This is a genomic window from Azospirillum mesophilum (genome assembly GCF_053470405.2).
This window is the reverse complement of sequence record NZ_JBPXMQ020000022.1, coordinates 21012-46797: the sequence shown is the minus strand read 5'-3', so window position 1 is coordinate 46797 and position 25786 is coordinate 21012. Positions and strand designations below refer to the sequence as shown.

The following is a 25786-nucleotide window of genomic DNA, read 5'->3' as shown; positions in this document are numbered from 1 at the left end:
GGTGCATACTTACGCGTGCTTTTGTCCGAAATTGGATGTTCCTGTGTGAGCGATCCATCGATCCTTTTCGTCAACCGCGTGTTTCCTGCGGATCGTGGGGCGACCGGGCGTTGCGTCGGCGATCTGGCGCGGCGGATGGCCGTCCTGGGGTGGCGCGTCACCGTGGTGGCCGACGGTACCGGCCCAAGCGAGCCGTTGCCCGGAGTTACGGTGCTCCGCACGGGTGGCGAGGTCCGAAGCCACGGCGCACCGCCCGTTCTCGACTATATGGCCGCCCTGCGCCGCCTGACGCTGCGGGCGATGCGCGTGCCGCGGCCGGATGTGGTGGTGACCATGACCGATCCGCCGCTGTTGGGATTGTTGGGGCCGATGCTGGCGGCATGGCATCGGGCCGCGTCGATCCACTGGAGCCACGACCTGTATCCCGCCCTGCTTCCGGTGCTGGGGGTGCGACTGCCAACTCCATGGACCCGCTGGGTGGAGCGCGCGGCCGTGCAGGCTCTGCGCCGCTACGACGCGGTGGTTGCCATCGGCCACTGCATGGCGCGGCGGATGATCGCGTCCGGCGTCCCGGCGGAGCGGGTCACCGTCCTGCCCAACTGGGCCGATCCCCGCATCCGCCCGGTTCCACGCGAGGCCAACGCGTTCCGGGCGGAGCATGGGCTGGGTGACCGCTTCACGGTCGCCTATTCGGGAAACCTGGGGCTGGCGCACCCCATGGACGCGATCCTCGGCGCGGCGGGGGAACTGGCGCGCACCGACCCCGACATCGCTTTCCTGGTGATCGGCGAGGGGCGGGGCCTTCCGACACTGGTGGAGGCGGTGCGGGCGCGCGGCCTGCCCAACGTCCGCTTCGTTCCCTTCCAGCCGGCGAACCGCCTGGGCGAAAGCCTGTCCGCGGCCGACCTTCACCTCGCCACCATGGATCCGCGCGCGGAGGGGCTGCTCGTCCCCAGCAAGGTGGCCGGGGCGCTTGCCGCCGGGCGGCCGTGCCTGTTCCTGGGGCCGGCGGGAAGCGACGCGGCGGCGCTGGTGACCGGCTGCGGACGGGTGCTCGACCCGCGCGACGCTCCGGGTCTTGCCGCGGCGATCCGAGGCTACGCCGGCGACCCGGCCCGCTGCGCGGAGGAGGGTAGCCGCGCGCAAGCCGCCGCAACGGCCTGGAACGCCGATGCCGCCGCCCGTCGCTTCGCCGCGCTGGCCGCCACCGTGCGCCGGCCAGCGTCAGTCCTGCTGGCGCCGGGGCGGAGGATTCCGCATGCCTGATGGGTCTTTGGGGCTGGACGTCCCGCTCGGCGGCGTCTCCCGGCCGGTCGCGGCGCGGCAACTGCGCGACTTCATCCGCACGATTCGCGAGGGGTGGCGGATCCTGCTGGGCTGCGTCGTCGTGGGCCTTCTGCTGGGCGTGTCGGCCGTTCGCGTGGCCCCGGCCTATCACACCGCGAGCATGGTGGTGGGGCCGACCGCGCGGCTCGGCGCGGCGGCGATGGGGGCGCGCCTGCCGGTCCTGCTGGGCCACAACACCGCCCTGTCGGCGGCCGAGCCGGGACCGGGCGACGAGACGCTGTCGGACTTCGCGCGCTATCTGGAACTGTTCGCCTCCATTCCCGTGGCCGAACGGCTGATGGCCGACGCGGATCTGGTGCGGATCCTGTTCCCTGACCGCTGGGACGCCGAGGCTGGGCGGTGGCGGTCTCCGTCCGGGCTGCTGCCCTGGCTGAAGCGCCTGTTCCTGGCGACGGTCGGGCGGGAGGATTGGGTGCAGCCGGACGCGGAACGCGTCTCGCGCGCGCTGCTCGACCGGCTCGTGGTGGAGACGGTGCGGACCGGTCCCATGCGCCGGATCAGCCTGCGCGACCCGGACCGGGCCGTCGCCCTGCGCCTGCTGAACGCCGTGGCCACTGCCACCGACGCCCACCTGCGGGCGGAGGCCGCGCGGCGCAGCGCCGCCCAGATCGCCCACATCAAGGCGCGTCTGGCCGGCATCACCGTGGCGGAGCATCGCCTGGCGCTGGCCGATCTTTTGTCGGAGCAGGAGCGGGTCGCCATGATGATCGAGGTGGACCTGCCGCTCGCCGCCGACGCCATCGAGCCGCCCGCCGCCGCGAGCCGGCCCGACTGGCCGAACCCGGTTCAGGTGGTGCCCATGGCCGGATTGCTGGGGCTGGTCGCCGGGGCCTTCTTCCTGTCCCTGCGGGGACTCTGGCGGGCGTGGGACGGCGGGGCATGATCCCGGTTTCCGTCGTGGTGATGACCCGCAACGAGGTGGCCAATCTGCCCCACTGCCTGCCCGCCCTGTCCCACTTCGCCGAGTGTTTCGTGGTGGACAGCGCCAGCACGGACGGCACCCCGGCCATTGCCGGGGTGTTCGGTGCCACCGTCGTGGATTTCCGCTGGGACGGGCGCTACCCGAAGAAGAAGCAATGGTGCCTCGAGCAGCTTCCTTTCCGCCAGGATTGGGTGCTGTTCGTCGATGCCGACGAGCGGTTGAGCGTGGAACTGGTGGAGGAGATCGCACGCCTGATGGCCGATGGCCCAAGGCACGCCGGCTATTTCATCGACGCGCGTCCGGTGTTTCTCGGCCGCCGCCTGCGCTTCGGCGCGCGCAATCGGAAGCTTGCCCTGATCGACCGGCGGCGGGCGCATTTTCCGCCTGTGCCGGATCTGGATGTATCGGCGATGTGGGAGGTGGAGGGGCATTACCAGCCCACGGTCGCGGGTTCCATCGGGCGCTTGCGGCATGTCCTGGACCATGCCGACGAAAAGCCGATCGCGGCCTGGTTCGAGCGGCACAACCGCTATTCCGACTGGGAAGCCGCCCTGCGCGCCGATGGCCGGATGGCGGCGCTGATCGACCGGGAAACAGGCTTGCGTCGCTGGCTGAAGCGTGCGCTGCACCGCGTACCGGCCCGGCCGCTGGCGGTGTTCCTGCACGGCTATGTGCTGAAGCTCGGCTTTCTCGACGGCGCCGCCGGCTTCCACCATGCCCTGGCGCGCGCCTTCTACTATTGGCAGGTGAGCCTGAAGATCGCGGACGCGGGGCGGAGGGTCGCGCCCCGCGTCCGCGATCAGTAGGGAATTACTCGGCCTCGTCGGACGACTTGTCGCCGCCCAGCGCCTTGAGCAGGTCGAAGGTCCGCTTGCGCACCGACGCATCGTCGATGCGGTAGTAGGCGCGCACCAGCTCCAGCGTCTCCCGCCGGGCCATGGACTCGAACTCTTCCGTCTCCGACGGCGGCAGGTCGGCGGAGGGGGTGGCGATCTGCTCCGGCGTGGGCATGTCGTCGAAGAAATAGCTGACCGGCACTCCCAGCACCTGCGACAGGTTGAAGAGGCGGCTGGCGCTGATGCGGTTGGAGCCGCGCTCGTACTTCTGCAGTTGCTGGAAGGTGATCCCGACCGCCTCGCCCAGCTTCTCCTGGCTCAACCCAAGCAGAGTGCGTCGCAGTCGCAGCCGCGCCCCGACATGGATGTCGATGGGATTGGGACCCTCGCCCCGGCGGGAGAGGGTGTGGGCGGGTGCGAGCTTGGTTTTCGTCGAACTCATAATGGGCCCTCAGTATGGAGGCGGCGAGCACCACCAGGGGAAAATGGTTAGTTCAGAAAGTAAATTCTATGCAACTATTCGTGCGTATCAACAGCTAGATGCGCTGTCCAGGGCTGAGAGATGATGAAAGAAACGATGTGTCTTTGGTCTGGAAACGAAGTTTCGTATACAGGGTGGGAATGCGCCGGCGCAGGGTAATCGCCAGCCATTGCAGGCCCTGCAATATTGCGTTGGTCAGGACGCCGCAGCCCAACCGCTCGCGGCGGATGATCGCTTGCTCCCACCGTCCGCGCGCCGCTTCGCGCTGCGATTGTCCGCCGGGGGCGAAGACGCAGATGGGAAATGGAATCGGCACGGCAACCCCGCGGCGCAACGTGTCCAGCGTGAAGGCGTAGTCGGCGGCCAGGGTGAATCGCCGGTCGAACCGAAGGCCCGCGACGGCGCCGCGCCGGTAGACCATGGCTTGGTGGTGCGTGAACATGCCAAGGATCGCCCGGCGATGGGAACGCGCGGGCTTCGCCACGATTTGCCCGTCAGAAAGACGCTCCAGCGCATCGCCGTAGAGCAGCGCCGCATCGGGTGCCTCCGCAACCGCCTCCGCGATCCGTGCCGTCACCATGGGGTCGGCCAGCGTGTCCCCGGCGTTGAGGAACAGGACATGGCTGGCGGTCGCGGCCTCCAGCGCGAGGTTCATCGCGTCGTAGGTCCCCCGGTCCGGCGCCGACCGCCACCAAGTGAACTCCCCAGCGTTCTCTCCAGCGTTCTGGGCCATCCACTCCGCCGTGCCGTCCGTGGAGGCGCCATCCACGACGATCCAGTCGAAACGTCGGTCCCGCTGCGCGCGCAGGCTGGCGCGCGTGGCGAGCAGTCCGGGCAGGTCGTTGCGGACGACCGTCAGGATGGCCAGTCGCGAGGTCATCGCGAAATCACCGAAACCGACGCGGCGGTGATGGCGAGCTGGCTGAGGATGCCGCCGATGTTCTTGGTGAATTCCATGATGTCGAAGGGCTTCGGGTCGCGCGGCACGACCAGGATCGATCCCGGCGGGATCGCCTGCACCGTGTGGTTCCAGGACGACAGGCTGAGCGGCTGCGCGCGTCCGTCCGGCATGACGATGAAGGCGCGGTCGGTGTCGGCGTTGCGGGTCGGCCCGCCGGCCTCCCGCAGATAGTCGTCCGCCGCCTTGCCGCTGACGAACTGCGCGGCGGTGGGGTGCTGCACCTCGCCGGCGATGGCGACGGTCAGCGGGCGCTTCGGGACGATGATTCGGTCCTCCGGCTCCAGCAGGATGTCCAGTTCGGGCTTCCTGCGCAGGACCGCCGGGTCGGCCTCCACCACGATGCGGCCCAGAGGATCCACGCCGCGCAGTTGCGTGGCGAGCTGGCGCGCTTGGCCGATCACGTCCGACCGCGCGGCCTCGCCCTTTTCCACCTCCTGGACCATCCATTGCTCCAGCGCGCGGGCTTCCTGGGCGAAATGGGCCCGCTCCCGCTGCCGTTCGCTCTCGCGCAGGAAGGCCGTCCCGTAGGGATAGGCCTCGTCGGTCAGGCCGCCGGCCCGGTCGATCAACGACGACAGCGTCTCGCCGCGCGCGACGTCGTAGCTGCCCGGCCGCCGCACGGCCCCGGTGATGGTGACGGCCTTGGACTCCATGGCTTGGGCGACCGGGTTGACGCGGATGGCATCGCCGGGGCCGGCCGTCTGCCGCCCCGCGCCGGCTTCGGCGAGATCCACGCGCCGTCGCGTCCCGGTCGCGGCCGTCACCTCTACGGTGCGCGGGTCGGCGGTGGTGGACAGGCCGCCGGCCGCGGCGATCAGCGCGTCCAGCGAGGCCGAGTCGGCCACTGGATAGGGGCCGGGCTCCCGCACCGCGCCGCGAACCTGGACGATGCGCTCGTTCAGCAGGGCGGCGATGGCGGGAGGGATGGGGGTCGCCTCCTCTTCGGCCGGCGGCTTGGTTTCTCCGACGAGGGCGCGCACGCGCGCGGCGGAGAACAGGTGGATACGGTCGCCGTCGGCCAGCACGCGGTTGGCGCGTCCGGCGGACACCTCCTGCGGGGAAAAGGGGATCAGCGCGCGGGCGAGCGTCCTGCGGTCGGTCCGCTCGATCACGCCCAGCAGCGGATAAACGTCCCGCTTCAGCGCGTTGCCGCCGCCCAGCGCGTCGCGCAGGGTCGCGCCACCGCTCAAGGGCCGCACGCCGGGCCGCCGGACGTGACCCAGCAGTTCGTAGACCGGCTCGTCCGGTTCCAGGATGGTTCCGGCACCGGCCGGGGTGCCGCCGGATGCACCGCCATAGGCCGGAAGCTCCGGACCTCCGGCGGCACGGGCCAGGGCGCTGGACACCCTTCGCTCGGCCGAGGGGTAGAATCCTGGGCGCGGGACTCCGCCCAGCAGAAGGGCCGAATGTTCCAGCGCGAAGACCAGCAGGTCCGGCATCGCGTCGAACACCGGTGGGCAGGGCGAGCGCGAGCCGGTCAGTTCGGCCGCCGCCCGCGCCTGCGGCCCCCGTGCCAACAGCCCGTCCGGCTGCGCGGCCAGCGCGCGGGCCAGCACGACCAGGCCCTGGCAGGCGTCGGACGGCAGGCTTCGAACGTCGCGCAGCAGGTTGAGCACCGGTTCCGACGTCAGAAAGTCCACGTCCCCGGCGCCCAGCACGGTGAGCGTGTCGCCCTCGGAGAGCGGGCGCCGGTCGCGCCCCTTCAGGACGGCGGCCAGATCGACCGCCACGAGCTTGCGCGCGCGGGTCGCCGGGTCGGTGGTGCCGAGAATGGCAAAGGCAAGGTACGGGTCCGGCCGCAGGTCCGCCTTGGCGACCAGCGCGTCGAGGGTGGGCGCCTTGGCGAGCGCGCGCGGGCCTGGGCGCAGCACATGGCCCTCCAGCCGGACCTCGCCCCGCCGGTCCTCCCGCATGGGGGCGAGCAGCAGCAGGTCGCCGTCGGTCAGCGGCGGGGAGGTCGGCGTGGTCAGCTCCTCCGTCACTTCCTCGCCGTTGGGGCCGATGGCGAAGCGCAGCGCGCGGTGCGCGCCGGGACGCAGCACGCCGCCGGCCAGTTCCTTCGCTTCGGTGATGGACAGCGCGGAGCGGTCGGGCGGCAGCTCATAGATACCGGGACGGTTTACGGGACCGGAAATCGCCACCGTCGGCCCGAGGGGAGGCACGAAGAGACGGTCGCCGTCGCGCAGGCGCAGCCCGGCGCCGGCACCGACCCCGGTGACGAACAGGTCGTAGAGATCCACGGGTCGCGGATCTTCGGCCGCTCCGGCGCGGAACAGGCGGATCCGGCGCAGCGATCCCGACGGCGTCACACCCCCGGCGGCGGACAGGGCATCGAGCAGTGTGGCGAAGGCGTTCACCTCGTGCCGGCCGGGACGGGCCACGGCGCCGGTGACCAGAACGCCGATCCGCCGCACCTCCGTCACCGAAACGAACACGTCGGTGTTGGGGTGGGTCGCCGCCACCGCGTTGGTCAGTTCGGCGCGCAGGTCGGCCAGCGTCAGCCCCTGGGCGGCGACCGGCCGCACCTCGTCCACCGTGAGCAGGCCGGCGTTGTCGATGCTGTAGCGCTTGCTGGACGACTTCAGTCCGCGGAGCGTCACCAGCAGCTCGTCCCCCGGCCCGAGCGTGTAGTCCGCCTGCACGGCTCCCGCGCCGCTGCGGGCGGCGGTTCCCGCGCCGAACTGGTCGTAGCCGAATTGCCGCAGGGGCGTGCCGGCGCGGGTGGAATAAGCCTCTTCGATGGGCGAAGGGACTGGGGCGGCGCCTTCGCGATCCGAAACCGGCGGATTTTGGGCGTGCGGGGCCGTGCGCGCCGGCTCGGCGGCCGACGCGGCGTACACCCATAGGACCAGCGCCGCCAGCGGCACCAACCGGGCGAATATCCTGCACGCAGCAGCAAACATAGAATGTCAAGACTCGGCGCAGCACCACGGGCAGGAGGCCCACGGCCGGCACTACACACTATTGCGTGCATTTACCCAAAAGGCAATCCTCACGCTGCGCGCGGCCATCCGGGAAAATGCGGCTGGTCCGGGTGGTGCGGACGGGGTATTCTATCGTCATCGCCGTGGAGCGCGCAGGACTCGCGGGCCATGATTTCGGGTGTGTCATCAAGCGCTTTGTTCGGGCTGACGCCGGTGCGCGCCGGCCGGCTTGGCCGTGCCCAGGGGGCGGAAGGCTCGCAAGCCGACGGGCGGGCATCCGGGACGACGCAATCCTCCGGCCAGCAGCAGAGCGTCCAGGAACTCCAGCGCATCGACACCAGCGTTCGCCAGCACGAGGCGGCGCATCAGGCGACCGGCGGTCCTTACGCCGGCGGGGCCTCCTTCACCTTCACGCGTGGACCCGACGGGAAGAACTACGCCACCGCGGGCGAGGTGCCCGTGGACACCAGCCCGGAGCGCGACCCGCAGGCCACCATCCGGAAGATGGAGACGGTCAAGGCGGCCGCTCTGGCTCCTTCGGACCCGTCGTCCCAAGATCTGCGCGTCGCCCAGCAGGCCGATGCCGCCAAGATGCAGGCGCAGCAGGAATTGCGGCGCAAGACGTCGGGGCAGGGGGCGGGGCAGGGGGCGGGGCAGGGGGCGGGGCAGGGGGATTCGCCGGGCAACAGGACGTCGCAGGGCGGTCAGGCCGACGCCGGAAACGGAAGCGAAAGCAGAACCGCCGCCCCGGCGCTGGCGGCGCGCGGGGCGGCGGCTTATGGAGCGGCGCTGGGCCTCGGACGGCAGGCCGTCCGGGCCAGCATCACGGTGTGACGATCAGCGCCCGACCCTCAGCGGCGGACCGGAGTTTCGCCGTCGAGGGTGAGCAGCGGCCCATACAGCTCGGGCCGACGGTCGCGGAACACGCCCCAGGAGGCGCGCTGGGCCGCGATCCGGTCCAGGTCGAAGGAGGCGGTCAGCACCGTCTCGCTTTCCCGGTCGGCCTGCTCCACCAGTTCACCCGCCGGCCCCGCGATGAAGGAGGAGCCGTAGAAGGTGATGGCGCAGGTCTCCCCCTGTTCCCGCCCGACGCGGTTGGAGGCGACGAGCGGCATCAGGTTGGCGCCGGCATGGCCCTGCATGACGCGGGTCCAATGGCCCTGGCTGTCCAGGGTCGAGTCCTGCGGCTCCGACCCGATGGCGGTCGGGTAGAACAGGATTTCCGCCCCCTTCAGCGCCATGGCGCGGGCGGTTTCCGGGAACCACTGGTCCCAGCAGATCGCGCAGCCGATGGTGGCGTAGCGCGTCTTGTAGACCTGGAATCCGGTGTCGCCGGGGCTGAAGTAGAACTTCTCCTGATAGCCGGGACCGTCGGGAATGTGGGACTTGCGGTAGACGCCCAGCACCGTTCCGTCCGCGTCGATCACGGCCAGGGAGTTGTAGTAGGCGTTGCGCGCCCGCTCGAAGAAGCTGACGGGAATCACGACCGACAGTTCACGTGCCAGCGCGCTCATCCGCGCGATGACCGGATGGTCCTCCACCGGGTGGGCCAGCGCGAACAGCTCCTGCTTCTGGTCCTTGCAGAAATAGGGCGTCTCGAACAGTTCCTGCGGAAGGATGATTTGGGCGCCGCGCTCCGCCGCCGCGCGCACGAGGCGCTCGACGCCGTTCACGTTGGCCTCGCGGTCCCAACTGCAGGCCATCTGGGTGGCGGCAACGGTGACGGTGCGTCCGGTGGTGGGGCGCATGGCGGCGATACTCCTGTGGTCTCGTGTGCTGGGGGCAGGCGGCGAAACGTGTGACCTCGAAAGACGGCCGACGCAACCGTTCTTCCGCGCGGACGAGGATTTTTCACAAATCGTTCAAGGATTTGGTCATCGGTTCCGAACAGTAGGCAAGACATGGCCGCCGGAAATGCGCGGCTTGGCCACGGACATACTGCGGTATGAAGTCATCGGCGCGCGCGCTCGGGCCGGTGCCAAACCGTGTCGGGTCCCGGCGCAAGGTGCCGCCGCCGTTTTTTGTTTGCGTCATAGACCTTTCGGCTTCAAAGGGACCGACATATCATTGCATGCCCGTAAAATATACGTGCGCATTTCCTTTGCGATTTTTCCACGAAAAGCTATGATCGGAGAAGTTGATTATCCATGTTCGGATTGGCCAGGGACGCGTGCGCCCCCAGGCCGTCCGGCTGCTGAGAGATTGTCTTTATGGACGGGCGTTTCAAGAGACAGGACGCGAGGTTCGTCTTCGGCGATGACGGCGATTCCGACATCGCGCTGAAGACGGATGGCGACTTGTCCGACGCCGCGCGGGAGGTGCATCGGGCCTTTTCGCGGGCGCTTCAGAACCGGATCGCCAACCGCGGCGTCAGCATGGGGCAATGGTACTTCATGCGCGCGCTGTGGGAGGAGGACGGGCTGACCCAGCGGGAGTTGAGCCAGCGCGTGGGCATGATGGAGCCGACCACCGTCACCGCGTTGAACAATCTGGAACGGTGCGAGCTGGTGCAGCGCGTCCGGAACCCTCATGACCGGCGCAAGGTGAACATCTTCTTGACGCCCAAGGGCCGCGCGTTGCGTGCGAACATCCTTCCCTGCGCCGACGAAATCGCCGAACTCGCCACCAAAGGCATTCCCCCGGGCGACATCGCAACCGCCGTCACCGTGCTGCGCCGTGTGTCCGCCAACCTCAGCGCCATCGCCATGATGGAGCCTGAGGAGGAACCCACCTGACGCGCCCTTGGGATGTTGCCGCCGATGGTGTTGCGGATGTTGCCGCGCATCAGTCGTCCAGGTCCGGCGGCGGCGGAAGGCTGGCGCCCGCGAGGTTCGCGCCGGTGAAGCGGGCGTCGCGGATGTTCGCGTCGCTCAGGATCGCCCCGGTCAGGTCGGCCGCGGAGAAGTCGCAGTTGGCGAGGTTGGCCCCGCGCAGGTTGGCGCGCACCAGCGACGCGCCGGAGAAATTGCAACCCGTCAGGTTGGCCGCCCACAGCCGGCCTGTCGGCTTGCCGTCCGGTCCCTTGATGTCCACCCAACCGATTCCGGCACCGTCGAATCGGGCGCCCGACAGGTTGGTGCCGCGCAGCGTCGCGCCGTCCAGGATGGCGCCGGTGAAGTCGCTGTTGGAGAGGTCGGCGCCGGAAATGTCGCACATGATCAGCAGCGAATCGCGCATCTTCGCGCCGGTCAGGTTGACGCCCTTCAGGTTGGCGCCGGACAGGTTCACGCCGTGCAGGTCGATGTGCGACAGGTCCGCGCCGCTGAGGTCGGCGCGCGAGCCCATGGCGCCGTTGGTGTTGATCCAGGTGTAGTGGTTGTGCAGCGATTCCTGGATCTGGATCGAGAAATTCTCGGCCGAGCGGGCGAGGTTGGCCCCTGTGGTGTCCGCCCCCGCGAGGTCGGCGCCCTCCATCTTCGCGCCCTGAAGGTCGGCGTTGCGCAGGTTGGCGCCGGCCAGCACGGCGCCGGTCAGGTTGCAGTCGCGCAGCACCGCGCCCTGCAGGTTCACGCCGGACAGGTTGCTGCCCCGCAGGTCGGCCCGCGCGAGATTGCAGTTCTTCATGCTGGAGCGCATCAGTGTGGCGCCGGTCATCAGCGCCCCTTCGCAATCCGCCCCGTTCATCGACACGTCGGTCAGATCGGCGCCCGACAGGTTCGCGTTCGCCATCATCGCGTCGTCGAAGTCGCTGCCGGTCAGGTCGGCCCGCACGAAGTCGAGTCCCTTGCCCCCACCCTTGCCGTTGCCACCGTACAGCAGGGCGCCGCCGCGCAGGTCCGCCTCCTTCAGGATGGCGCGCTTCATCTTGGCGCCGCGCATGTGGGCACCGCGGAGGTCGGCGCGATAGAGGTTGCAGCCGGTCAGGTCGGCCTTGGTCATATGGGCGGCGAACAGGTCGGCGTGGCTGAGATTCGCGTTCGACAAGTCGCAATGCGCCAGATTGGCGCCGGACAACTTCCCTTGCGTCAGGTTCACCCCGGCGAGGTTCGCCCCCTCCAGGTTGGCCATGGTGAGGTTGGCGCGGTTTCCGCCCGATTTGTTCTTCAGCCAGCGCTCGTGCTTTTCCAGCACGGCAACCAACTCATGTGGCGTCATGACCCAATCCGATGTCTGCCCAGTCCCGCCAGGAGCGGGCGTCGTTTCCCCAGCGCACGCCCAGTGTCATAGGATAATCTGTTTCAATCGTTAAGACGAATTGCCGGGCGTTAAGACGAATTGCCGGGAATTTGCGGACGGTTCCGGCTGTGCCGTGGAAAAGAGGGCTGGGGCACGGAACAGCGGGCCGGCGCGGGGGTTCTTGGCTGCGGACGCCGCAACCGGGGGCCGGGAGCATGATCGCCGCCATCATCGAACGTGATCAGGAAGCGGGCCGGGAACTGTTCGCCGACGTCGGCAACGCCACCCAACCCGCCTGGGACCGGCGCGGCGATGGAATGCGTGAATTCGTCAGCCTCTGGGACACCCATGGCGCCATGCTGCAGCAGGTGGTTTTTCCCCGTCTTTCAACCGTGGTCGCGGGCGGCGATCTCGCCGAGGCGCTTCGGCATCAGCATGGGCGAGTGGTCGAGCTGGCCGTCGATCTGACCCGCCGCGCGCCGGAGCATGACGCTGACGGCCACTGGCTGACGGATTTTGAAAGCTTGAAGGCGATGTTCGACGCGCAGTGCCTGCGCGAGATGACGGACCTGATTCCGATGATTCGGGATCGCGTGCCGCCACCCCAGGTGGCGGAGATGACGCGCGAAGCGCGTGCATTGCGCCAAGCGCGCGGACGGTGACGGACGCCGCCGGGCGGCGCGCTCGTCACCAGCCGTTTTGCGGTCCGCTTTTCCGGATCAGTGCTTGGCCTTCCAGCCCTCGCCGTCGGGTTCGTAGCGGCGCTTGACGGCGGCCCAGGCCACCTTGTGCGCGGTCTGCTCCCGCTGGATGGCTTGGCGGCAGACCGGCAGGCGGCATTGCTGCCACGCGTGGTTGAAGGCGGACCGGTAGATGTCCTGCGCGTGGGGCGGCAGACGCCCCTTCACCGATTCCGGGAGTTCGGTGTTGCTGCGGTAGGGCATTAGGCGTTTCCTCCAGAGCGATTATTTTTGCGTTCTTTTCCCCCATTATAAACAAAGATTCCCGAAGGCCTGTAGGGCTTTCTCCCTGCGCAAACGGATGATGCGCTCGGTGGAAGGTCATAGGACATGGGGATGAGGGGAGCATGGGAACGGCGCCCCAACGAAAAAGGCCCTTCCCCGGTGCGCGGGGAAGGGCCTTTTCGAAAGCCCAAGCTGACGGCAACAACCCGATTTTAAGGCGTGCGGCGCGCGGTCCGGTGGGCCGGGATCGGGATGGGGCGAAGCGCCTGTTCTTCACGGCGGCTCGCCGACATGTCGATCTCGATGCGGGCCAGGGCCTTGCGCAGTTCGTGCACCGCTTCGGACAGCGCCTGGATCGACGCTTCGCCCGGCTGCTGCCGCCAGCCGCGATAAGCGGTCAGGCAACCGCGGGCGGTGTCCCGCAGACGGGCTTCCACCGCATCCACCGGGGGTGGGTTTGCGCCCGGACGGCCAGCGTCCGCAGCGGCAGCGGCGGGCTGCGCCGTGGTCGGCTGGGGCGCTGCCACCGGCGCCGGGGCGGGCTGCGGCGCCGGCTGGGGTTCCGCCGGCCGGTTCAGGCGCAGCGTTTCCGTCGGCGCGGACGCACCCGCGGAGGACGCGGCGCGGCGCTCCGGCTTGGGCTCCGGCTTCGGCTCAGCGGCGGGAGCGCTGGCGGCCGGCGTGGCCGGAGCCGGCGCTTCGGCAACCGTGGCCTGGACCGGCACCGCTTCGGAAGCCGGCGATTCGATGGCCGGAGCCTCGGCAGCTGGAGCTTCGGCGGCGGTCTCGGTCGGAGCCTCGGCGGCCTCGTCCTTGTCCGTGCCACCAGCGTCCGTCCCGTTGGCGGCTTCGGCCTTGCGGATGATGTAGGAAATGGCGCTCGGCGTGCACTCGAACTCGCGCGCGATCGCCGACAGGGTAGCGCCGGACCGGTAACGCTCAAGAATCTGCGGCCAAGCCGACTGAGGGATTCTTCCGCGCTTCTTCGGAGCCTCCGGTTCGGTCCCGGTTTCTGCGTTCATTATGTCGCTCGGTTGCCAAAGTGAATTTTGAGTCATTCGTCAGCTGCTCGGGCCGTATCGCACGCCTCCGACGCAACGTCACGCGGGCGCGTGCACGTGCAGAACGTCGAATCCGGTCTTGCGGGCGATGTTGTCGGTGCCGATGAATATCGGGAACTTGATGGGAAAATACCAGCAGAACTTTGCGCAGCAAAGCAAAATTGCGGCTAGGCGGCACTTGCGAAGCCCTAGTCCGAAGGCGGGAATGGCTTGCCCTGCATCACGCTTTCGGACCCCTCGTCGGCCCGAACCGCATAGGAAAAAACGGCGCGTCCGGTTTTAAAACCGACTTTTGAGGCAGTCCGCTGTGGTGCGGCTGAATTTTTGAAGGCCGGCGCCTTTCAAATTCCCGGTGGCCAAAATCCCCGCGTTCAAAATCCCGGTGGCCAAATTCCCGGCCGTCAAATTCCCGATGGTCCGGAATGCGTTCCGACGCGTTCTGTTGAAAAGACGCGGCCCCACGCGGGCGCGTGCTGTCCGATTGGCGGAGTTCTTCATGGCGCATTCACCCGATCGCTTCCGGCGCATGCCCAGCCTTGCCATGCCCAGCCTTGCGTTGTCCGCCGCACAGGCGGGCCTCGTCGTCGCGGCGTTGGCGACCGCATCGCCCGCGGGCGCACAGGACCAGCCCCAAAGCCTGCCCCAAAGCCTGCAAAGCCAAAATCTGCAATCACCGGGGCCGGGACCGGTGGGCCGGGGTGCGCCGGCGACCTTCGCCGACCTCGCCGAAAAGCAGGTCGACGCGGTCGTGTACATCTCGACCACGCAGGCGGTTCCGCAGTCGGGCGCGCGCGGGCAGGATCTGCCGGAATTCCCGCCGGGTTCCCCGTTCGAGGAATTCTTCCGCGAGTTCCGCGACCGCCAGCGGGGCCAGCAACAGCAGCAGCGTCCGACCACCGCGCTCGGTTCCGGCTTCATCATCGACCCGGCCGGCTATGTGGTGACCAACGGCCACGTGGTGGCGGAGGCGGCTGAGATCTCCGTGACCCTGCACGACGGCACGAAGCTGCCGGCCAAGCTTGTCGGATCGGACACGCCGACCGATCTGGCCCTGCTGAAGGTCGAAAGCCGCAAGCCCCTGACCGCCGCCCCCTGGGGCAACAGCGACCAGACCCGCATCGGCGACTGGGTGGTCGCTATCGGCAACCCGTTCGGGCTGGGCGGCACGGTCACCGCCGGCATCCTCTCCGCCCGCGCCCGCGACATCCAGCAGGGGCCGTACGACGACTATCTGCAGACCGACGCTTCGATCAACCGGGGCAATTCGGGCGGTCCGCTCTACAACATGAACGGCGAGGTCATCGGCATCAACACGGCGATCTATTCGCCGACCGGCGGCTCCGTCGGCATCGGCTTCGCGATTCCCTCCGCCACCGCCCGGCCGGTGATCGAGCAGTTGCGCGACCACGGACAGGTCCGGCGCGGCTGGCTGGGCGTGCAGGTTCAGCGCGTGACGCCGGACATCGCCGAAAACCTGGGCATGCAGGACCCGAAGGGGGCGCTGGTGACCAGCGTGTCTCCGGACAGCCCGGCCGGACAGGGCGGCGTGCGCCAGGGCGACATCATCACCACCTTCAACGGCAAGACCATCGAGCAGATGCGCGAACTGCCGCGCGTTGTCGCGACGACGGAAATCGGCCGCAAGGTGCCGGTGGAGGTGTTGCGCGACGGCGGCCGGCAGACGCTGAACGTCACCGTCGGCGAGCTTGAGCAGCAACAGCAGGTCGCCGCCGCCGGATCCAGCGGCGAGCCGCGCCCCGCCGCGCCCATCGAATCGAAGAAGGTGCTGGGCCTGACGCTCTCCCCGCTGACGCCGGGCCTGCGCGAGGCCTTCTCGATCAACCCGGACGTGGAGGGGATCGTCGTCACCGAGGTGGGCGACAGCGGCCCCGCCAACGAGCGGGGGATCGAGGCCGGCGACGTGATCGTCGAGGCCGGGCAGGAACCGGTGAAGACGCCCGAGGAGTTGGACAAGCGCGTCCAGGAGGCCCGCTCGCAAGGGCGCAAGACCGTGCTGATGCTGGTCAGCCGCGACGGCGACCTGCGCTACGTGCCCATGCCCATCGAGGACAAGAAGGGATAAGGAATAAGCCGGATCGGCCTGCGGGCGCGGGCCGGTCCTACCTTTTCCTCTACCGTTCGTCGGGCCGCGGGGGTATTTTGCCGGCCGTTTGGCGAATGGGATTCCTGCTGTGAGCGCTCTTCCCGAGGGCCGTCCGCCCGTGCGGCTGTCGGTCGTGGTTCCGGTTTTCAACGAAGCCGACAACGTCCTCCCCCTGCTTGAAGAGATCGAGCGGGCCCTGGCGCCCGTCGGTGCCTTCGAAGTGGTCTACGTCGACGACGGGTCCAGCGACGACACGCTGGCGCGGCTGGCGCCCGTGGTGGCCGCCGGCCGTCTGCGGCTTGTCCGCCACCTGCGCCGCTCCGGCCAGAGCGCCGCCGTGCGCACCGGCGTGAAGGCCGCGCGCGGGGAATGGATCGCCACGCTGGACGGCGACGGCCAGAACGATCCGGCCGACATTCCCAACCTGTTCGCGCTCGCGTCCAAGGGCGGGCCGGACGCCCCGGTTCTGGTCGGCGGCCTGCGCAAGAAGCGGCAGGACACGCTGTCGAAGCGTCTGGCGTCCAAATTCGCCAACGCGGTGCGCCAATCCTTCCTGCAGGACGGCTGCACCGACAGTGGCTGCGGTCTGAAGCTGTTCCGCCGCGAGGCCTTCCTCGATCTGCCCTTCTTCGGGGCGATGCACCGCTTCCTGCCGGCGCTGTTCCGGGCGCACGGCCATCCCGTCGCCTACCTGCCGGTCAACCACCGGCCGCGCGAGCGCGGCGTGTCCAAATACAACAACTGGCGCCGTGGGCTGATCGGCGTGGTCGACCTGCTCGGCGTCTATTGGCTGAAGCGGCGCACCGCCCTGTCCCCGGCCGTCGAGGAGCGTTGAGCCGGTCCATGAGCGACGCCGTCATCACGACGCCCGGTGCGTCCTCCGGAGCAACCGCCAGCGCGGCGCGCTCTGCCATCCGGGTGGGGCGCCTGCCGCTCCTCGCCTACGCGCTGCTGGTGGTGGTGAGCGTTCTTCTGTTCCTGCCGGGCTTCTTCGACCTGCCGCCCTTCGACCGTGACGAGGCGCGCTTCGCCCAGGCGTCCCACCAGATGCTGGAGAGCGGCGACTACGTCGACATCCGCTTCCAGGACGAGGCGCGGCACAAGAAGCCGGTCGGCATCTACTGGCTCCAGACCGCCGCGACGACGCTGGTGGACAAGGCAACGGGGCACGCGGGAAAGGACATCTGGACCTTTCGCATCCCGTCGCTGCTGGGTGCGGTCGCCGCCGTCCTGGCGACGGCCTGGACCGGCGCCCGCCTGTTCGGCGGAACGGTCGGCTTCCTGGCCGGGCTGATGATGGCATCCTGCGTCGTGCTGGGGGTCGAGGCGCGGATGGCCAAGACCGACGCGGTGCTGCTGGCGACGGTGGTCATCGGTCAGGCGGCGCTCGCCAGCCTGTACCTGAACCGGCGCGCGGAGCGGTCCGGCTGGGGCGCGCCGCTGGCCTTCTGGATCACCGCCGGCATCGGCATCCTCATCAAGGGACCCATCGTCCTGCTGGTGTCCGGCACGACGGCGCTGGTCCTGGTCCTGCTCGACCGTCAGGCGGGTTGGCTGAAGCGGCTGCGCCCGCTGGCCGGGCTCGCCATCGTGGTCGCCATCGCCGCCCCGTGGCTGGTCGCCATCGCCGTGAAGACCAAGGGCGCCTTCTTCGCCGAATCCGTCGGCCACGACATGCTCGGCAAGGTGGTCGGCGGGCAGGAGAGCAAGGGGCTGCCGCCCGGCTATTACCTGGGCACCTTCTGGGTGACCTTCGCGCCCTGGTCCTTCCTGGCGCTGCTGGGCGTGCCCTGGGTCTGGGCAAACCGGCGCAGCGACGCTGTGCGCTTCTGCGTCGCCTGGATCCTGCCGAGCTGGCTGGTGTTCGAGGCGGTGCCGACCAAACTGCTGCACTACACGCTGCCGGTCTTTCCGGCCATCGCCATCCTGACCGCCTGCGCCGCGCGCGACCACTTCGCCCGCACCGTTGAAAAGCGTCGACGGGTGTTGTTCGCCGTTGCGACCGGTTTGGGATTCGTCGGCTTCGTGGCGCTCGCGGCGGCGGTCGCCGTCATTCCTTATCTGGTGGACGGGCGGATCAACCCGGTGGGCGTCGCGATGCTGCCGGTCGTGGTCGTGCTGTACGTCCTGGCCGTACGCCTGTTCGCGGAGCGGCGGGAGCAAGCCGGTTTCGCCGCGGGGCTCGCCGCGGCGGCCGTCCTGTATGCCGGCGCGTACGCGGCGGTCCTGCCGGCCATCGACGGTGTCTGGATCAGCCGCCAGGCGGCGCGCGCCGTCGCGTCGGCCCGTCCCTGCCCGACGAGCACCGTGGCCTCCGCCGGCTATTCGGAACCGAGCCTCGTCTTCCTGCTGGGCACGTCGACGAAACTGACCCATGGCTCGGGCGCGGCGGAAGCGCTGGCGGCCGACCCGGCCTGCGGGCTGGCTCTGGTGGACGCGCGCGAGGATGGCGAGTTCCGCGGGACTCTGAAGGGCATGGAGCCCACGCCGCTCGCCCGGCTCTCGGGCTTCAACTACAACACGGGCAAGCGCATCACACTGACGCTGTACGGAGCGCCGAAGCCCTGAGGCCTTGACTCTTCGGCGCCCCCCTGGATGATGCGCCGGGGGTGTACGGCCTGGGTAACCCGCCTCCACCCTGGATCCTTGGCGGGCCTTCCGGCCGAATGCGGGTTCGACTCGCAAACGGATGGAAGGCCGCCCCATCATGCTTCGAACGATGACCGTTGCGACCCTAACGGTGCTCGCGTTCGCCGCGCCGGCCCAGGCGCAGAAACAGGACTATCCCGGCTGGGTGTTCGACGAGATGGTCCCGACCGGCCCCTATATGCGCAACATGGAGCAGGCTCAGCCCGTCCCCGGTGCCCGGCCGTCGCACTGGGGCGCCATGGGCCGGGACGGGCAGGGCCGCACCGGCGGGCTGCCGCAGCGCGGGGCCGACAGTGCCCGCCGGGCGCCCTCCGACCCCACGCTGGCGCCGACCCTGGAGGGTGGTCTTCACCCGCCAACCTTGGACGGCGGCCTTCGCCCGCCCTCGCTCGACAACAGCCGCCCGGCCTCGGCCGACGGGAACCGGCGAATGTCCTCCTACTCGCGCACCCATTCGCTGAATCCCCCGGCGCGGGACGGGCGCGCACCGGCCAACACCAACACCGGCCGCGATCTGGCGACCACCCCGCCGCGCGAGGTTACCATCAATCCGTCCATGAACATCGAGTACGGAAAGTCCTTCAACGATTGATGGACGGGGACGCGGCGTCCGGGTGCTCCTCCGGCCGCCAGAGCCACGCGGCGCCGCGCACCCCGCTGGAATCGCCGTGGACGGCGCGCCGGACCGGCGTGTCGATGCGGTCGGAGAAAGCCCAGCGCCCGATCGCCGGGGGCAGGGCGTCGTAGAGCGCCGCGACGTTCGACAGGCCCCCGCCCAGAACGATGACGTCCGGATCCAGCACATTGACGATGGCCGCCAGCCCGCGCCCCAACCGATCCACCAGCCGGTCAAGCGTGGCGCGGCAGGCGGCGTCACCGAAGCCGGCGCGGGCGACGATGTCCTCCGCGCTCCGCGTCTCGCCGGTTGCGCGGCTATGATCGGCGGCGACCGCCGGACCGGAGACGAAGGTCTCCAGGCAGCCCTGTTTGCCGCAATAACAGGCAGGGCCGGGCCACTCCGCCGCCGTGGGCCAGGGCAGGGGATTGTGGCCCCATTCGCCGCCGACCGCGTTGCGGCCCGACAGGACCCGGCCATGGATCACGATCCCGGCTCCGCAGCCGGTGCCGAGGATCGCCGCGAACACCACTCCGAAGCCGGCGCCGGCCCCGTCCGCCGCTTCCGACACGGCAAGGCAATTGGCGTCGTTCTCAACCCGGACCGGACGGCCGAGCGCCTCCGCAAGGTCGCGGTCGAAGGGTTTGCCGATCAGCCAGGTGGAGTTGGCGTTCTTCACCAGCCCCGTTGCGGGGGACACGATTCCGGGGATGCCCACGCCGACGGTGGCCCGCCCGCCGCCGGCATCCGCCTCCAAACGGTGCACGAGACCCACGATGGTGCGTATCGTTGCGGCATAGTCCCCGCGCGGGGTGGGAACGCGATGCCGGGCCTGCTGGTTTCCTTGGCGATCGAGCACGATCCCTTCCGTTTTCGTGCCGCCGAGGTCGATGCCGATGCGGATCATGGTGCCGTGCCGCGCCTTTCCTTGCTGGGGCGAACCGAATGGCCGAACGCCGCCGAGCCATAGCCGGAACCGCGGCGACGCTTCAACAAATACGGCGGAACCGGCAACAATCGCGCGGCGGAAGGCCGGGATTTGGGACTGGGACAAATCGGACCGGCGCAACCAATATGGGTTGACCCCCTGTTCGGATCTTGTAGAACGACCGAAGGAAAGGGCGGGATCGCAAAGTTTTCGCCCGACAACATGGCCACCGGAGCCGGACCAACGATGATTCGCCAGCGTGCCGCTCTTCGCTTTTCTTCCCTGACCTTGCGCCGTGCCGCCGCCGCCGGCCTTGCCGTGCTGCTTGCCGGCGTTGCCCTGCCCGCCGCCGCGAAGGACTCGTCCAAGGGCGCCAAGCCAGCCGCCGCGAAGGCTGCCAAGTCCTCGACCGCCGCGTCGAAGCCGTCGGCCTGCTACAGCCGCGCCGAGCACGCGGCCGAGCAGCTGATCCGCATGCACACCGAAATGATGGTGGTCGGCCTGACCTGTAAAGACGTCATGCCGGACAGGAAGCCGTTCAATCTGTATCAGGACTTCACGGTCAAGAACCGCTCGCTCGTTTCCAGCTCGGAAGCGGCGATGATCGACCACTTCCGCAAGCACAGCTCCGGCAACCCGACCCGTCAGTTCGACATGTACCGGACGGAGCTGGCGAACGAGATCAGCCGTCGCGCGGCGGTGATCGGCACGCCGCAATACTGCGCGACCTTCGTCGACCGGTCGAAGATCGCCAACGAACTGACGGCCGACGATCTGCGCACCCTGACCGCCGATGAAAAAAGCGCCGGTCTGATGCAGTTGTCATCAAAGCCGCTGTGCGACGTCCAGGTGGTCAGCAACCCGGATGTGAACTACGCCGTAGCCCAGGCCCCGACCACCCGCACGGGCTCGGGCAAGTCGACCGGCAAGGCCACGGCCAAGGCGCCTGGCAAGCCCAATGACCCGGCCAAGGCCCAGGCGGCCTCCGCCAAGCGCTGATCGGCGTCCGTCAGCCACACCGGCACGCTTGTTGCAAAAGCCCTCCCCATCCTATTGGGGAGGGCTTTTTCGTGGCTGAGAGCGTCCGTGATGGTTGATTGCAAGTGCAAAGATCACGCATCCGGTCTGAATCGTTATTGCAAATTCGCTGAAAATTGGTATTACCGCAGATAGAGTGAGGGCATGCCCTCTTGCCCCATCCAAAGCGGGTGGGTTAACGTTCCGTGTAGACAACAATCTTGGCGCCGCGCGCGATCGCGCGGGCAAGCCAGATCAGGGAGTGGCTGTTCACGTGATCGGTCAACTGAGCGTGCCAGTCTCGCTCGCCCATGCCTGCGCGTTGCGCTGAGGCGAGGTGAGACGATGGATTATTTCCTTCAACAGTTGATCAACGGCCTGTCGCTGGGTGCCATTTATGGCCTCATCGCGATCGGCTACACGATGGTGTATGGCATCATCGGCATGATCAACTTCGCCCACGGCGAGATTTACATGATCGGCGCCTTCGTGGCGCTGATCACCTTCCTGGCCATCGGGGCGCTGGGGATCACCTGGGTGCCGCTGGCCCTGGTCATCATGCTCGCCGCGTCGATGCTGTTCACCGCCGTCTACGGCTGGACCGTGGAACGCATCGCCTACCGGCCACTGCGGTCCTCGCCCAAGCTGGCGCCGCTGATCTCGGCCATCGGCATCTCGATCTTCCTGCAGAACTACGTGCAGATCCTCCAGGGCGCGCGCAGCAAGCCGCTGCAGCCGATCCTGACGGGCAACCTGACCCTGATGGACGGTGCCGTGTCGGTCAGCTACGTGCGCTTGGCGACGATCGTGATCACGGTGGCGCTGATGTACGGCTTCACGCAGATCATCACCCGCACCTCGCTGGGCCGCGCCCAGCGCGCGTGCGAGCAGGACAAGACGATGGCCGGCCTGCTGGGCGTCAACGTCGACCGCGTCATCTCGCTGACCTTCGTCATGGGTGCCGCGCTGGCCGCCGTGGCCGGCATGATGGTGCTGCTGATCTACGGCGTGATCGACTTCTACATCGGCTTCCTGGCCGGCGTTAAGGCCTTCACCGCGGCCGTTCTCGGCGGCATCGGCTCGCTGCCGGGCGCCATGCTCGGCGGCGTGGTGATCGGGCTGATCGAGTCGTTCTGGTCGGGCTACATGGGCAGCGAATGGAAGGACGTCGCGACCTTCACCATTCTGGTGCTCGTCCTGATCTTCCGCCCCACCGGCCTGCTCGGCCGGCCGGAAATCGAGAAGGTGTGAGGCCATGACCGCGATCTCCGTGTCTCCGCCGCGGTCCATCGACTGGCTCGCGATCCTGAAGGAAGCGGCGCTGACCGCATTCGTCGCCCTGCTGCTCACGGTTCCGCTGGTCGGCCTGCGCACCGTGGACCGCCCCACCGGCCTGGGTCTGGAGACCCGCTGGGACGAGGTGGTGGCCGCGGTCGGGCTGGTCTTCCTCGGCCGCCTCGGCCTCTGCCTGATCCGCGAAGGGCAGCCGTTCCTGGTGCTGCTTCTTGCGGCCGCCGCTGGCGCCGCCGGCTTCTTCATCAAGATGCCGACCGAGTCGCTGCGCATCATCCTGATCGCCGGCGGCGCGATCATCGCGATCCGTGCCGCCATCGCTGTCCGCACCGGCCGGTCGAAGCTGACGCAGGCCGAGCGCGACAAGCGCATGGACCGCATCGCCGCCAAGGTGCAGCACGCCTCGCGCTGGCTCGGCCCGATCGCGGTGGTCGTGGCGCTGGGCTTCCCGCTGACGCCGCTGGCCGACCGCCAGATGCTGGACATCGGCATCCTGCTGCTGACCTACATCATGCTGGGCTGGGGGCTGAACATCGTGGTCGGCCTCGCCGGGCTGCTCGACCTCGGCTACGTGGCCTTCTACGCGGTGGGCGCCTACAGCTACGCGCTGCTGGCCCATTATTTCGGCCTCAGCTTCTGGCTCTGCCTGCCGCTGGCCGGCCTGCTCGCGGCCTGCTCGGGCGTGCTGCTGGGCTTCCCGGTGCTGCGCCTGCGCGGCGACTATTTCGCCATCGTGACGCTGGGCTTCGGCGAGATCATCCGCATCATCCTGGTCAACTGGTACCAGTTCACCGGCGGGCCTAACGGCATCTCCGGCATCCCGCGCCCCAGCTTCTTCGGCATCGCCGACTTCGTGCGCACCCCGCCGGAAGGCACGCGGGCCTTCCACGAGCTGTTCGGGCTGGAGTTCAACTCCCTGCACCGGATCGTCTTCCTCTACTACCTGATCCTGGCGCTGGCGCTGGTCGTGAACCTGTTCACGCTGCGCATCCGCAAGCTGCCGCTGGGCCGGGCCTGGGAGGCGCTGCGCGAGGACGACATCGCCTGCGCGTCGCTGGGCATCAACCGCACCAACATGAAGCTGGCCGCCTTCGCCATCGCCGCGATGTTCGGCGGCATTGCCGGCTCCTTCTTCGCCACCCGCCAGGGCTTCATCAGCCCGGAGAGCTTCACCTTCATCGAGTCGGCGATCATCCTCGCCATCGTCGTGCTGGGCGGCATGGGCAGCCAGATCGGCGTGGTCGTGGCGACCCTGCTGGTCATCGGCCTGCCGGAGGCGTTCCGCGAACTGGCCGACTACCGCATGCTGGCCTTCGGCATGGGCATGGTGCTGATCATGCTCTGGCGTCCGCGTGGCCTGCTCGCCCACCGCGACCCGACCATTCTCCTCTACGGCCGCAACGGCAAGGGTGCCGGCGGCCCGGCCAGCGGCACCGCCGCGGCCGGCGGCGAGGGCATCGCCGGGGGGAGGGCGAAGTGATGACGGACCTTTCCATGAGCAAAACGCCCCTGCTGACGGTCGAACACCTGACCATGCGCTTCGGCGGTCTGGTGGCCAACAGCGACGTGTCCTTCACCGCCAACAACGCCGAGATCACCGCGATCATCGGCCCCAATGGTGCCGGCAAGACGACGCTGTTCAACTGCATCACCGGCTTCTACACGCCGACGGTGGGACGGCTGACCCTGCGCCACCCCGACGGGAAGGAGTTCCTGCTGGAGCGGATGCCGGGCTACCGCATCTCGCAGAAGGCGGCCGTCGCCCGCACCTTCCAGAACATCCGCCTGTTCGGCGGCATGAGCGTGCTTGAGAATTTGGTCGTCGCGCAGCACAACAAGCTGATCAAGGCGTCCGGCTTCTCCATCGCCGGCCTGCTCGGCCTGCCGAGTTACCGGAAGGCGGAGAAGGCGGCCATCGATCTGGCCAAATACTGGCTGGACCGTGTGCGCCTGCTGGACTTCGCGGATTGGTCGGCCGGCAACCTTCCGTACGGCGCCCAGCGCCGGCTGGAAATCGCCCGCGCCATGTGCACGGAGCCGGTCCTGCTCTGCCTGGACGAACCGGCCGCCGGGCTGAACCCGCGCGAGTCGGCTGAACTGGCCGAGCTGCTGACCTTCATCCGTGATGACCACAAGACGGGCGTGCTGCTGATCGAGCATGACATGAGCGTGGTGATGCGCATTTCCGACCACGTCGTCGTGCTGGACTATGGCCGCAAGATCTCCGATGGCGACCCGGCCTTCGTGAAGAACGACCCGGCGGTGATTCGCGCCTACCTCGGCGAGGACGAGGAGGCGGAGCTTCCGGCGGAGGTCGTTGCCGACCTGCCGGATGTCGCCAAGCGCGCCGGGGAGGGAGTCTGACCCATGCTGAAGGTATCGGGCGTCCACACCTTCTACGGCGCCATTGAGGCGCTGAAGGGGGTCGATATCGAGATCGGGGCCGGCGAGATCGTCTCGCTGATCGGCGCCAACGGCGCCGGCAAGTCCACGCTTCTCATGACCATTTGCGGCAACCCGCGCGCCCGCATGGGCCGCGTCTATTTCGAGGGGGAGGACATCACCGGTCTCCCGACCTACGAGATTGTGCGCCGCGGCATCGCGCAGTCTCCGGAAGGACGGCGCATCTTCCCGCGCATGAGTGTGATGGAAAACCTGCAGATGGGTTCCATCACCGCCAAGCCGGGCAGCTTCGCCAACGAACTGGAACGGGTGCTGACCCTGTTCCCGCGCCTGAAGGAGCGCATCAACCAGCGCGCCGGCACCATGTCCGGCGGCGAGCAGCAGATGCTCGCCATCGGCCGCGCGCTGATGAGCCAGCCACGCCTGCTGCTGCTGGACGAACCGTCGCTCGGCCTCGCGCCGCTGGTCGTCAAGCAGATCTTCCAGGCGGTGAAGGACATTAACCGCGAGCAGAAGATGACCGTCTTCATGGTGGAGCAGAACGCGTTCCACGCGCTGAAGCTCGCCCACCGCGGCTACGTGATGGTGAACGGCAAGGTGACGATGTCCGGCACCGGTGCCGAGCTGCTGGCCAACGAGGAAGTGCGGTCGGCCTATCTGGAGGGAGGTCACTGATGGACGGAATTCTCGGTTCGTCGTTGCCCGTCTTCCTGGGGCTGACGGTGCTGGTGTTCGGCGGCTGCGGCGTCCTGACCGGCCAGACGCTGGCCGAAGGTTGGAAGCCGCTGCCGCTGGCGCTTGCCTACACGCTGCTGCTCGGACTGGGCGACCGGTTCCTGGTCTGGGGCCTGTTCGGCGGGCAGTTGCTGTCGGTCTATGGATTCGTGGTGCACACCGTCGTGATCGGCGCCATCACGCTGACCGCCTACCGACTGGCCGTGGCTCGCCGCATGGTGGCGCAATATCCGTGGCTGTACGAGCGTTCCGGCCCCTTCGGCTGGCGCGAGCGTGTCGGTGGGAATCTCGCCGAGTAAAAGAGGTCTCGTCCTATCCGAAAAGGATAGTCGACCGAGCAACGCTGTCGCACACCGCGACAGTAAGGGTATAGTGGAACAGGGGATGGGCCGGGTATGCTCCTACCGGAGCACCCGGCGGTACGGCCC

Annotated in this window: 24 protein-coding genes; 16 read left to right on the top strand and 8 right to left on the bottom strand. The window is 68.6% G+C overall.

The genetic code is table 11. The annotated features are described in order from the left end of the window. Positions 1–45: 45 nt before the first annotated feature. The 3 genes from ACSVC7_RS20470 to ACSVC7_RS20460 are packed head-to-tail and all read left to right on the top strand — an operon-like array spanning position 46 to position 3075. Positions 46–1266, top strand: coding sequence for a glycosyltransferase family 4 protein (locus tag ACSVC7_RS20470; protein WP_448206233.1), 1221 nt, complete (start codon positions 46–48; stop codon positions 1264–1266). Further along, a complete protein-coding gene (locus ACSVC7_RS20465; protein ID WP_448206232.1) occupies positions 1259–2230 on the top strand; it encodes a GumC domain-containing protein in 972 nt (323 codons plus the stop codon). Before ACSVC7_RS20470 ends, ACSVC7_RS20465 begins: the two co-directional genes overlap by 8 nt. Beyond that, on the top strand, positions 2227–3075 hold the full coding sequence (locus ACSVC7_RS20460; protein ID WP_483508572.1) for a glycosyltransferase family 2 protein: 849 nt from the start codon (positions 2227–2229) through the stop codon (positions 3073–3075). The genes ACSVC7_RS20465 and ACSVC7_RS20460 overlap by 4 nt, the downstream gene beginning before the upstream one ends. A gap of 4 nt (positions 3076–3079) precedes the next feature. On the opposite strand, the gene ACSVC7_RS20455 is transcribed toward ACSVC7_RS20460, so the two are convergent. The 3 genes from ACSVC7_RS20455 to ACSVC7_RS20445 all read right to left on the bottom strand — a co-directional run bounded on the left by ACSVC7_RS20455 (position 3080) and on the right by ACSVC7_RS20445 (position 7414). Beyond that, on the bottom strand, positions 3080–3547 hold the full coding sequence (locus ACSVC7_RS20455) for a helix-turn-helix domain-containing protein (RefSeq protein ID WP_448206230.1): 468 nt from the start codon (positions 3545–3547) through the stop codon (positions 3080–3082). 94 nt (positions 3548–3641) lie between these two features. Continuing rightward, a complete protein-coding gene (locus ACSVC7_RS20450; protein ID WP_448206229.1) occupies positions 3642–4466 on the bottom strand; it encodes a glycosyltransferase in 825 nt (274 codons plus the stop codon). Continuing rightward, positions 4463–7414: an SLBB domain-containing protein gene (locus tag ACSVC7_RS20445; protein ID WP_448206282.1), complete on the bottom strand. Its 2952-nt coding sequence runs from the start codon at positions 7412–7414 to the stop codon at positions 4463–4465. Before ACSVC7_RS20445 ends, ACSVC7_RS20450 begins: the two co-directional genes overlap by 4 nt. Positions 7415–7639: 225 nt before the next feature. On the opposite strand from ACSVC7_RS20445, the gene ACSVC7_RS20440 reads away from it, so the two are divergent. Further along, the gene (locus ACSVC7_RS20440; RefSeq protein ID WP_448206228.1) at positions 7640–8305 is read left to right on the top strand and encodes a putative metalloprotease CJM1_0395 family protein; all 666 of its coding nucleotides are present in this window, start codon (positions 7640–7642) and stop codon (positions 8303–8305) included. A 17-nt stretch (positions 8306–8322) separates the two neighbouring features. Here the strand turns inward: ACSVC7_RS20440 and aguB are convergent, their stop codons facing one another. Further along, positions 8323–9219: an N-carbamoylputrescine amidase gene (gene aguB / locus ACSVC7_RS20435; protein WP_448206227.1), complete on the bottom strand. Its 897-nt coding sequence runs from the start codon at positions 9217–9219 to the stop codon at positions 8323–8325. A 462-nt stretch (positions 9220–9681) separates the two neighbouring features. On the opposite strand from aguB, the gene ACSVC7_RS20430 reads away from it, so the two are divergent. Beyond that, positions 9682–10206, top strand: a complete 525-nt coding sequence (locus ACSVC7_RS20430; protein WP_448206226.1) for a MarR family winged helix-turn-helix transcriptional regulator — start codon at positions 9682–9684, stop codon at positions 10204–10206. 49 nt (positions 10207–10255) lie between these two features. Here the strand turns inward: ACSVC7_RS20430 and ACSVC7_RS20425 are convergent, their stop codons facing one another. After that, positions 10256–11566: a pentapeptide repeat-containing protein gene (locus tag ACSVC7_RS20425; RefSeq protein WP_448206225.1), complete on the bottom strand. Its 1311-nt coding sequence runs from the start codon at positions 11564–11566 to the stop codon at positions 10256–10258. Between the two features lie 236 nt (positions 11567–11802). Between ACSVC7_RS20425 and ACSVC7_RS20420 the strand changes: the two genes are divergently transcribed. Continuing rightward, complete coding sequence (locus tag ACSVC7_RS20420) at positions 11803–12249, top strand: hemerythrin domain-containing protein (protein WP_448206224.1); 447 nt, start codon at positions 11803–11805, stop codon at positions 12247–12249. A gap of 57 nt (positions 12250–12306) precedes the next feature. On the opposite strand, the gene ACSVC7_RS20415 is transcribed toward ACSVC7_RS20420, so the two are convergent. Together ACSVC7_RS20415 and ACSVC7_RS20410 are read right to left on the bottom strand one after the other, a co-directional pair. Next, complete coding sequence (locus ACSVC7_RS20415) at positions 12307–12531, bottom strand: ChaB family protein (RefSeq protein ID WP_448206223.1); 225 nt, start codon at positions 12529–12531, stop codon at positions 12307–12309. Between the two features lie 233 nt (positions 12532–12764). Next, on the bottom strand, positions 12765–13574 hold the full coding sequence (locus ACSVC7_RS20410) for a hypothetical protein (RefSeq protein WP_448206222.1): 810 nt from the start codon (positions 13572–13574) through the stop codon (positions 12765–12767). A 535-nt stretch (positions 13575–14109) separates the two neighbouring features. On the opposite strand from ACSVC7_RS20410, the gene ACSVC7_RS20405 reads away from it, so the two are divergent. The 4 genes from ACSVC7_RS20405 (at position 14110) to ACSVC7_RS20390 (ending at position 18958) form a co-directional block, all read left to right on the top strand. Further along, positions 14110–15696, top strand: coding sequence for a DegQ family serine endoprotease (locus ACSVC7_RS20405; protein WP_448206221.1), 1587 nt, complete (start codon positions 14110–14112; stop codon positions 15694–15696). Between the two features lie 109 nt (positions 15697–15805). Further along, complete coding sequence (locus ACSVC7_RS20400) at positions 15806–16552, top strand: glycosyltransferase family 2 protein (RefSeq protein ID WP_448206220.1); 747 nt, start codon at positions 15806–15808, stop codon at positions 16550–16552. 8 nt (positions 16553–16560) lie between these two features. Next, the gene (locus ACSVC7_RS20395; RefSeq protein ID WP_448206219.1) at positions 16561–18285 is read left to right on the top strand and encodes an ArnT family glycosyltransferase; all 1725 of its coding nucleotides are present in this window, start codon (positions 16561–16563) and stop codon (positions 18283–18285) included. 139 nt (positions 18286–18424) lie between these two features. Next, complete coding sequence (locus ACSVC7_RS20390; RefSeq protein WP_448206218.1) at positions 18425–18958, top strand: hypothetical protein; 534 nt, start codon at positions 18425–18427, stop codon at positions 18956–18958. Here ACSVC7_RS20390 and ACSVC7_RS20385 read toward each other — a convergent pair. Then, complete coding sequence (locus tag ACSVC7_RS20385; RefSeq protein WP_483508569.1) at positions 18948–19889, bottom strand: ROK family protein; 942 nt, start codon at positions 19887–19889, stop codon at positions 18948–18950. The genes ACSVC7_RS20390 and ACSVC7_RS20385 overlap by 11 nt on opposite strands. A 267-nt stretch (positions 19890–20156) precedes the next feature. Between ACSVC7_RS20385 and ACSVC7_RS20380 the strand changes: the two genes are divergently transcribed. The 6 genes from ACSVC7_RS20380 to ACSVC7_RS20355 all read left to right on the top strand — a co-directional run bounded on the left by ACSVC7_RS20380 (position 20157) and on the right by ACSVC7_RS20355 (position 25657). After that, complete coding sequence (locus ACSVC7_RS20380) at positions 20157–20909, top strand: hypothetical protein (protein WP_448206217.1); 753 nt, start codon at positions 20157–20159, stop codon at positions 20907–20909. 363 nt (positions 20910–21272) lie between these two features. After that, a complete protein-coding gene (locus tag ACSVC7_RS20375; protein WP_448206216.1) occupies positions 21273–22178 on the top strand; it encodes a branched-chain amino acid ABC transporter permease in 906 nt (301 codons plus the stop codon). Positions 22179–22182: 4 nt separating this feature from the next. After that, positions 22183–23700: a high-affinity branched-chain amino acid ABC transporter permease LivM gene (gene livM / locus ACSVC7_RS20370; protein WP_448206215.1), complete on the top strand. Its 1518-nt coding sequence runs from the start codon at positions 22183–22185 to the stop codon at positions 23698–23700. After that, positions 23700–24584 (top strand): ABC transporter ATP-binding protein, encoded by an 885-nt coding sequence (locus ACSVC7_RS20365; RefSeq protein ID WP_448206214.1) that lies wholly within the window; start codon positions 23700–23702, stop codon positions 24582–24584. The genes livM and ACSVC7_RS20365 overlap by 1 nt, the downstream gene beginning before the upstream one ends. Positions 24585–24587: 3 nt before the next feature. Then, on the top strand, positions 24588–25298 hold the full coding sequence (locus tag ACSVC7_RS20360; RefSeq protein ID WP_448206213.1) for an ABC transporter ATP-binding protein: 711 nt from the start codon (positions 24588–24590) through the stop codon (positions 25296–25298). Further along, a complete protein-coding gene (locus ACSVC7_RS20355; RefSeq protein ID WP_448206212.1) occupies positions 25298–25657 on the top strand; it encodes a DUF6867 family protein in 360 nt (119 codons plus the stop codon). Before ACSVC7_RS20360 ends, ACSVC7_RS20355 begins: the two co-directional genes overlap by 1 nt. The last annotated feature ends 129 nt before the right edge of the window (positions 25658–25786 follow it).

Coding starts and splice junctions, on each gene's coding strand:
- ACSVC7_RS20465 (WP_448206232.1), top strand. CDS start 1,259: ATGCCTGATGGGTCTTTGGGGCTGGACGTCCCGCTCGGCGGCGTCTCC.
- ACSVC7_RS20460 (WP_483508572.1), top strand. CDS start 2,227: ATGATCCCGGTTTCCGTCGTGGTGATGACCCGCAACGAGGTGGCCAAT.
- ACSVC7_RS20455 (WP_448206230.1), bottom strand. CDS start 3,547: ATGAGTTCGACGAAAACCAAGCTCGCACCCGCCCACACCCTCTCCCGC.
- ACSVC7_RS20450 (WP_448206229.1), bottom strand. CDS start 4,466: ATGACCTCGCGACTGGCCATCCTGACGGTCGTCCGCAACGACCTGCCC.
- ACSVC7_RS20440 (WP_448206228.1), top strand. CDS start 7,640: ATGATTTCGGGTGTGTCATCAAGCGCTTTGTTCGGGCTGACGCCGGTG.
- aguB (WP_448206227.1), bottom strand. CDS start 9,219: ATGCGCCCCACCACCGGACGCACCGTCACCGTTGCCGCCACCCAGATG.
- ACSVC7_RS20430 (WP_448206226.1), top strand. CDS start 9,682: ATGGACGGGCGTTTCAAGAGACAGGACGCGAGGTTCGTCTTCGGCGAT.
- ACSVC7_RS20425 (WP_448206225.1), bottom strand. CDS start 11,566: ATGACGCCACATGAGTTGGTTGCCGTGCTGGAAAAGCACGAGCGCTGG.
- ACSVC7_RS20420 (WP_448206224.1), top strand. CDS start 11,803: ATGATCGCCGCCATCATCGAACGTGATCAGGAAGCGGGCCGGGAACTG.
- ACSVC7_RS20415 (WP_448206223.1), bottom strand. CDS start 12,531: ATGCCCTACCGCAGCAACACCGAACTCCCGGAATCGGTGAAGGGGCGT.
- ACSVC7_RS20410 (WP_448206222.1), bottom strand. CDS start 13,574: ATGAACGCAGAAACCGGGACCGAACCGGAGGCTCCGAAGAAGCGCGGA.
- ACSVC7_RS20405 (WP_448206221.1), top strand. CDS start 14,110: ATGGCGCATTCACCCGATCGCTTCCGGCGCATGCCCAGCCTTGCCATG.
- ACSVC7_RS20395 (WP_448206219.1), top strand. CDS start 16,561: ATGAGCGACGCCGTCATCACGACGCCCGGTGCGTCCTCCGGAGCAACC.
- ACSVC7_RS20390 (WP_448206218.1), top strand. CDS start 18,425: ATGCTTCGAACGATGACCGTTGCGACCCTAACGGTGCTCGCGTTCGCC.
- ACSVC7_RS20385 (WP_483508569.1), bottom strand. CDS start 19,889: ATGATCCGCATCGGCATCGACCTCGGCGGCACGAAAACGGAAGGGATC.
- ACSVC7_RS20380 (WP_448206217.1), top strand. CDS start 20,157: ATGATTCGCCAGCGTGCCGCTCTTCGCTTTTCTTCCCTGACCTTGCGC.
- ACSVC7_RS20375 (WP_448206216.1), top strand. CDS start 21,273: ATGGATTATTTCCTTCAACAGTTGATCAACGGCCTGTCGCTGGGTGCC.
- livM (WP_448206215.1), top strand. CDS start 22,183: ATGACCGCGATCTCCGTGTCTCCGCCGCGGTCCATCGACTGGCTCGCG.
- ACSVC7_RS20365 (WP_448206214.1), top strand. CDS start 23,700: ATGACGGACCTTTCCATGAGCAAAACGCCCCTGCTGACGGTCGAACAC.
- ACSVC7_RS20360 (WP_448206213.1), top strand. CDS start 24,588: ATGCTGAAGGTATCGGGCGTCCACACCTTCTACGGCGCCATTGAGGCG.
- ACSVC7_RS20355 (WP_448206212.1), top strand. CDS start 25,298: ATGGACGGAATTCTCGGTTCGTCGTTGCCCGTCTTCCTGGGGCTGACG.